The sequence below is a fragment of the Olleya sp. Ti.3.14 genome, assembly GCF_038154885.1.
Classification (GTDB): domain Bacteria; phylum Bacteroidota; class Bacteroidia; order Flavobacteriales; family Flavobacteriaceae; genus Olleya.
On record NZ_JBAKAO010000015.1, the window covers coordinates 1 to 6,213 of the forward strand.

The window sequence follows — 6,213 nt, forward strand, 5'->3', positions numbered from 1 at the left end:
AAAGGGTTTCATTTTATACCAGAAACTGGTGAAGAAGTCTTAATAGGTTTTGAAGGCGGTAATGCAGAACATCCATATATGATGGGTAGTTTATATAATGGTTCTGGAAAAGCAGGCGCTTTTCAAAGTGAATCAAATGCTATTAAGGCATTACAAACTAAAAGCGGTAATAAAATAGTCATGAATGATGATGATGGCAGTATTACCATAGCAGACCCAAGTGGTAATGTTATAGTAATGCAAGGTAATGGAGAGATTGTTATACAAGCTCCTAATAAGTTAACATTAGCTTCTAAGGATATTAATATTATGGCAGGTAATAGCCTTAATATAATAGCAAAACCTAATGAAGAAGGTGGTGGAGATGGCACAATGAGTATTTATGCTCAAAAAGACTTAGGGATTCATGTCGCAGACGAAGGTATAGGAATAAAAGCAACTAAAGATATTACTATTACTAGTGAAACAGCTAGTGCTAACCTTAACGCTAAAACAGATGCTAACATAAAAGGAGAAACAAGTGTAAATTTAGATGGAGATAAGCTAAATATTACTGGAGGTAGTAAGATTAAAATAGAATCGTCAGACACGGATATTTTATAACATTCTAAAAAACAAACTATGCCACATGATTTAGAATACGTAGTAAAAGATGCCATAATGATGTGCGATAAAGGAGCTGCACCAGCTCCCTTTACTCCTACATCCAATACCCATATAAAAATTAATGGCTGCTTGGTAACTACCAAAGCAGACAAAGCACCAATGACCAATATTCCGCCTTTTGGAGCATGCTCTTTAAAAAACGGAAATCCTTGCACACCAGCAACCACAAATTGGACTGACACCTATAAAGTAAAAGTAAAAGGACAAGAAACTATACTTTTTAAAAGTAAAATGCCTTGTAGCACAGGTGGTAAAATAGAGTTTATTACTAGCGGACAAGTACCATTACCTCCAGAGGAGTACGACAAGCTTTTAGAAGAACATGGCGAAGAAGAAGACTCTGGTTGGGGCTGGTGGGACACTGCTGAGCTAATACCTGTAGTTGGTAACATTATTGGTATGGTACGCGAAGGAGCTAAAGGCAATTGGGGTATGGTAGCCCTAAATGCTGCTTTTTTAGTAGTAGATGTGGTAACTTTAGGTACAGCATCCGTAGGTACAGCTGCTGCAAAAGGTGCCATCAAAGGCGGTATTAAAGTAGCTGCAAAAAAAACAGCACAAAAAGCATTACAATCTGCTGCTAAATTAGGTACCAAACAAGGATTAAAAACAGCAGGAAAAGGATTTGCTAAAGCTGTTGCTAAAAAAGTGGATGATCTCGCTGTTAAATATGGTAAAGTATGTGTATTTGCGTGTTTTACAGCAGGCACTAAAATAGCAGTAAAAAACGGACTTAAAAATATAGAAGATGTAAAAGTAGGCGATTTGGTTTGGGCTTATAACGAGGAAACAGGTGAAAGCGATTTAAAGCCAGTCCTTAACACCATGCAAAAAGAAATTGATGCCACTATAGAGGTCACTTTAGGCGGAGAAATAATAGAAACCACTGCAGAACACCCTTTTTATACACAAAGTGGTTGGAAAGATGCTGCCGATTTAACCTTACAAGACGAAGTAAAAACCAAAAATGGAAAATGGCAACGCATAGAAGCCACAAATTTCTTGTATACAAAAAAGAAAGTCTATAACTTTGAGGTAGCAGATTGGCATACTTATTTTGTTGGTGCTTGGAAGTGGTTGGTGCATAATGCTGTTTGCGTATCAGAAGCAATTAAGCAAGTAGCTAAAAGGTTACCTAGAACTAAAGGTAAATGGATAGGAGAAGCTGGAGAAGGTGTTTGGAAGTCTACTAAAAAAGCGGTTAATAAAATTACTAAAGGAGAAGGAATACCTTTTAAGAATGGGTATCCTGATTTTAGTAAATGGTCAAAAGGTAAAATGAAATTTAAGAATTTAGATGGAACATCCAAAGATTTTGACAAAGTATATCAAAGAGTTGCCAAACAAAAGGGGTTAAAGAACAAAACTCAAGCAAAAAAATATCTTAAAGATAAAGGATTAACACCTCATCATCATCAAGACGGAAAAACTATAGAATTAATACCAACAGCGTTACATAAAAACATTCCACATTCAGGTGGTGCTGCAAATCTAAGAAACGGAACTTTATAATGGAACATATTAGAAAAATAATATTTAAGTTAGGTCAAACGGAATTAACTAAGGCTTTAAAAAAGAAAAAGGATAATAATTTTGATTACAAGAAATATATAATATCAAATAATTTAAAACTATCGGATGAATATATATATTTATCTAAAGAATATGGCTATAATCAATTTAATGAAGACATAGTTTTTAAGAGTTTAGATAAGTTACCAATAGCCGGAGATGATAATCTATGTCCTATTGGAATTATTTATGGTTGGGGAAAAGGTGAAAATTCTCTTCAAAAAAACAGAAAAATTTTTCTTGATCAGATCCCCGAAAATTATTTTGTATTTGCTGAAGGCTTACCTGGTGATCAATTATGTATTAATCAAATTGATCAAAAAATATATTATTGGTACCATGAGTCTTTAGAGAATGAAGGTTTATATTTGGTTGCGAATTCTTTACTCGACTTTTTTAAATCTTTACATTTAAACCCTAATTCTGAAATTGAAGACGATTTAGAAGAAGAATGGTTCTCTGATGATTTTTAATAAAATATATTCTCCCACAAGTGGTCATTTGTAACGAGTGCAAAAATAGCAAGTGCAATAAACAATAAAAGCTATCTATTCATTTAGGTAGCTTTTTGTATTTTTAAGGTATAAGTAGAAAGTATAAATTTCATAATCTAACAGCAGTTTATTTTGTTTCATTTGCTTCACTTTATGCGGAGTAGTTATAGAAACCACCACAGAACACCCTTTTTACACACAAAGTGGTTGGAAAGATGCTGCCGATTTAACCTTACAAGACGAAGTAAAAACCAAAAATGGAAAATGGCAACGCATAGAAGCCACAAATTTCTTGTATACAAAAAAGAAAGTCTATAACTTTGAGGTAGCAGATTGGCATACTTATTTTGTTGGTGCTTGGGAGTGGTTGGTGCATAATGCTCGACCTTGTTTAAGTAAGATAAAGCATTTACCACCATGGATAGGTCGAATGTGGAAAGGGAATTATTTTAATTTTATCAGAGAAGGATTTTACAAAAGACTTGGTGGATTTAACGAAGTAGTACTTGCTTCAGGAAAAAGATTAGATAGTTATGTACCAGGTCTAGAAATTGTATCAAGAAAATTCACACAATTAGGAAAGGTATCTGTTGATACAGCAAAAGGATATATAGATGAGTTAGTGACTAAATACCCACCTGGTGAATTAATAAAAGAAACAACAAGAAATGCAGACGCTATTGAGCAAGGAGGTATTGAATTAGCAGGTGATATGATTTTAGAAGTACCTAAGCAGACTAAAAAAATAGCGAGTGAAGTTTTAGAGCACGCAACTGATAACATGGTCAAAATCAGAGATACAGCTGGGAATATATTAAATCCATTTTAAAAAAACATGATTATAAAATATCAATCTTATTGGGCTTCAGCTAAGAGGTTACAGCCAGAAAGAGCAACTTTAACAAGGTTAGACATCGTTAATAAAACTAAATTCAAACAAGATTTTTTGGATAAAAAAATTAATTGTCAAGATGTAGCACGTCACAATTATGAGAAAGGTTTATTATATGAGTTTTCTATTTTCGAAACTGAATCAGATAGTTTTCCTAGTGTCTACATTACCATAAATCATAAAAACAAACATGTAGGTGTCAACTTTATAGATCCGGGTGGACGAAATTATCTTAAATATATTTTTACAGAAGTAAAACCTAAAGAAGAACTTTTTTTAAGTGAAATATGGTATTATGACTTCGACAAAGAAGATAATGATAAAGCAAATTACCGTATTCATTTTGTATTCGACAATAAAGGAAATGCATCAGCTAGAAAATATGATGATAAAAATCAAAAATTTTCAGATTTTGAAAGTAAAGAACCCATGGATACATCTTTACTTTATGAGCCATATCCTGAATTTGGAAAATATGAAGGTATTATACGATTAGAGAGAGACATTCCTATTTTAAAAGATAATGTAAGAACATATGTTTATAAAGATGGTAACCGCTATTATAAAGATAAAGATGGTAATTTAATTGAAGATAATTAATCTTCAAATTATATTTTAAAATTAACAAAAGACTATGCTAACGTATAGTCTTTTTTATTATTAAAATCAGGAACAAATGGGCAACGCATAGAAGCCACAAACTTCTTGTACTCTAACAAAAAAGTCTATAACTTTGAGGTAGCAGATTGGCATACTTATTTTGTAGGTGCTTGGGAATGGTTGGTGCATAATGCACAACCTTGTTTGTCAACCATGTCGAGAGAGTCACAAAAGTGGTTTCAAAACATTATGCGTGGTAGAAGTTATAATAACGTAATGAATGCTTTTACGGAAGAACTCGCAGAATTAGCAGGAAAAGAATTTTCTTCTGAAGTTTTTGTTAAACTCGCAAAAGGGGGAACAAAGAGCGGTAAAGGCTATATTGATTCTTTTATTGATGGTATAGGTATTATTGAGCGTAAAGCAACAGACTTATCTAAAGTAACAGTGCAAACAGGGAAAAATTATGTAAATGATGCAGCGAAATATGCTAATGCTACAGTAAAAAAGACAGGAGAAGAATTAGGTGAAAGGGTTATATTACAAGTAGAAAACATGAAAGGAGTGTCTCAAGAAGTATTAGACCACTCTGCAAAAAAAGGAGTAGAAATTATTGATGATATAACTACATTATTTTAAATTATGAATTATAAATTCAGAGAATATAATTGGATATTGAAAGACATGCTCACTGAAGAGGATACTATTGACAATGTTCTAACACGCTATTTAGATAGCAAACCTTCTAGAGAACAAAAAAAAATCTTAAAAAACCCAGAAGAATGGGCTAAATATGCTTTTGAAAATGAGAGTCAATATTATGTTACTTTCTACAATGAAGAAAATAAGCCTTTTGTTTGTGTGAATTTCAAGAAAATAAGTATAAATCTAACCTTTTTAGAACACAATAAGAACAATGAATTAGTAGAACATTTAAGAATGGTTTATGACCGTTATGACATTATGCATTGGCTTGATAAAGATGAATATAAACCTCATTTAAAAAACAAGCTATTCTTAAAGCAGATAGAAGTTTTTCATGAAAATGAAAAAGAAAAGAATACCTATAAAGCATTATTTATTCAAAAAAATAAAATAATGAGGGTTTCAACAACTAAAATGAATAAAGATACAAAAACTTATAGCAATGAAAAAAAAGAAACAAAAGTTAATCTATCACATAACTTCATAGAACCACCCAAACATTATTTAGATTATGAGCACCTTTTTGATTATAATGAAATTTTAAAACCAGAATATTTAGATATTCCCTTAAATAAAAAAGACTTCATTTTTAAAAACGGTACACGCTACTATAAAGATGAACAAGGTAATTTAATAGAAGATAATTAGTTAATTAAAACCACTTTATAGTGGTTTTTTTATGGCTTTAAAATTACAAAAAAAACGATATAGCAACGCATAGAAGCCAAAGGTAAAATAATTACTTAAAAAGAGGAAACCAAAATTACAGTCAGCAAACACATGTTTTATTAAATATTTAACACATAGAGTAAAGACATATAAGTAATAATTCATAAAATTTAACAAACAACATCTATAAACAGCCTTTTAACCGTATATTAATAGTAATTAATATTTTTATTTTACTATTTTTAATAATTTGATTTACAATACAATAATATTCAAAATGACAAGTCAAATTTACGTTATAAAACTATTGCTAAAACAAGATTTGGTTTTCTACATAAGTTAATAATTTCATTAAACCCATTTTAAATACTAATTAACCAACATGGCACTACAAACAACCACAACGCTTTTTATAGGAGAATTAGAAATATCAGCATTTAAAAGAATTACGCTGCATCAACAAATAGATGCACATCATATGCTAGAGTTGGTTTGTCGTATGGATGTGTTGGAAGATTTATCCTTATCTCTTGGCGAGTCTAGTAAAAACTTTTTAGGCGAAACACTGACCATACAAACCCGATCATTAGATGCTTTTGGTGGTTATAAAGAATT

General features: G+C 31.4%; 8 protein-coding genes. All 8 read left to right on the forward strand.

Annotated features, from left to right (window positions below):
- On the forward strand, positions 1-603 hold a 603-nt coding region (locus tag V6251_RS15000), incomplete at its 5' end, for a phage baseplate assembly protein V (protein ID WP_341588977.1).
- Between the two features lie 18 nt (positions 604-621).
- A complete protein-coding gene (locus V6251_RS15005) occupies positions 622-2,178 on the forward strand; it encodes a polymorphic toxin-type HINT domain-containing protein (protein WP_341588978.1) in 1,557 nt (518 codons plus the stop codon).
- Entirely contained in the window at positions 2,178-2,711 is a 534-nt protein-coding gene (locus tag V6251_RS15010) for an SMI1/KNR4 family protein (RefSeq protein WP_341588979.1), read from the forward strand. The genes V6251_RS15005 and V6251_RS15010 overlap by 1 nt, the downstream gene beginning before the upstream one ends.
- Before the next feature lie 187 nt (positions 2,712-2,898).
- Positions 2,899-3,561, forward strand: coding sequence for a polymorphic toxin-type HINT domain-containing protein (locus V6251_RS15015; protein ID WP_341588984.1), 663 nt, complete (start codon positions 2,899-2,901; stop codon positions 3,559-3,561).
- Between the two features lie 6 nt (positions 3,562-3,567).
- The gene (locus V6251_RS15020) at positions 3,568-4,224 is read left to right on the forward strand and encodes a hypothetical protein (protein WP_341588980.1); all 657 of its coding nucleotides are present in this window, start codon (positions 3,568-3,570) and stop codon (positions 4,222-4,224) included.
- A gap of 105 nt (positions 4,225-4,329) precedes the next feature.
- Positions 4,330-4,863, forward strand: a complete 534-nt coding sequence (locus V6251_RS15025) for a hypothetical protein (RefSeq protein ID WP_341588981.1) — start codon at positions 4,330-4,332, stop codon at positions 4,861-4,863.
- A 3-nt stretch (positions 4,864-4,866) separates the two neighbouring features.
- Positions 4,867-5,577: a hypothetical protein gene (locus V6251_RS15030; protein WP_341588982.1), complete on the forward strand. Its 711-nt coding sequence runs from the start codon at positions 4,867-4,869 to the stop codon at positions 5,575-5,577.
- Positions 5,578-5,980: 403 nt separating this feature from the next.
- On the forward strand, positions 5,981-6,213 hold a 233-nt coding region (locus V6251_RS15035), incomplete at its 3' end, for a hypothetical protein (RefSeq protein ID WP_341588983.1).

Excerpts from the sequence above, each read along its gene's own strand:
- V6251_RS15005 (WP_341588978.1), top strand. The coding sequence starts at position 622 with ATGCCACATGATTTAGAATACGTAGTAAAAGATGCCATAATGATGTGC.
- V6251_RS15010 (WP_341588979.1), top strand. The coding sequence starts at position 2,178 with ATGGAACATATTAGAAAAATAATATTTAAGTTAGGTCAAACGGAATTA.
- V6251_RS15020 (WP_341588980.1), top strand. The coding sequence starts at position 3,568 with ATGATTATAAAATATCAATCTTATTGGGCTTCAGCTAAGAGGTTACAG.
- V6251_RS15030 (WP_341588982.1), top strand. The coding sequence starts at position 4,867 with ATGAATTATAAATTCAGAGAATATAATTGGATATTGAAAGACATGCTC.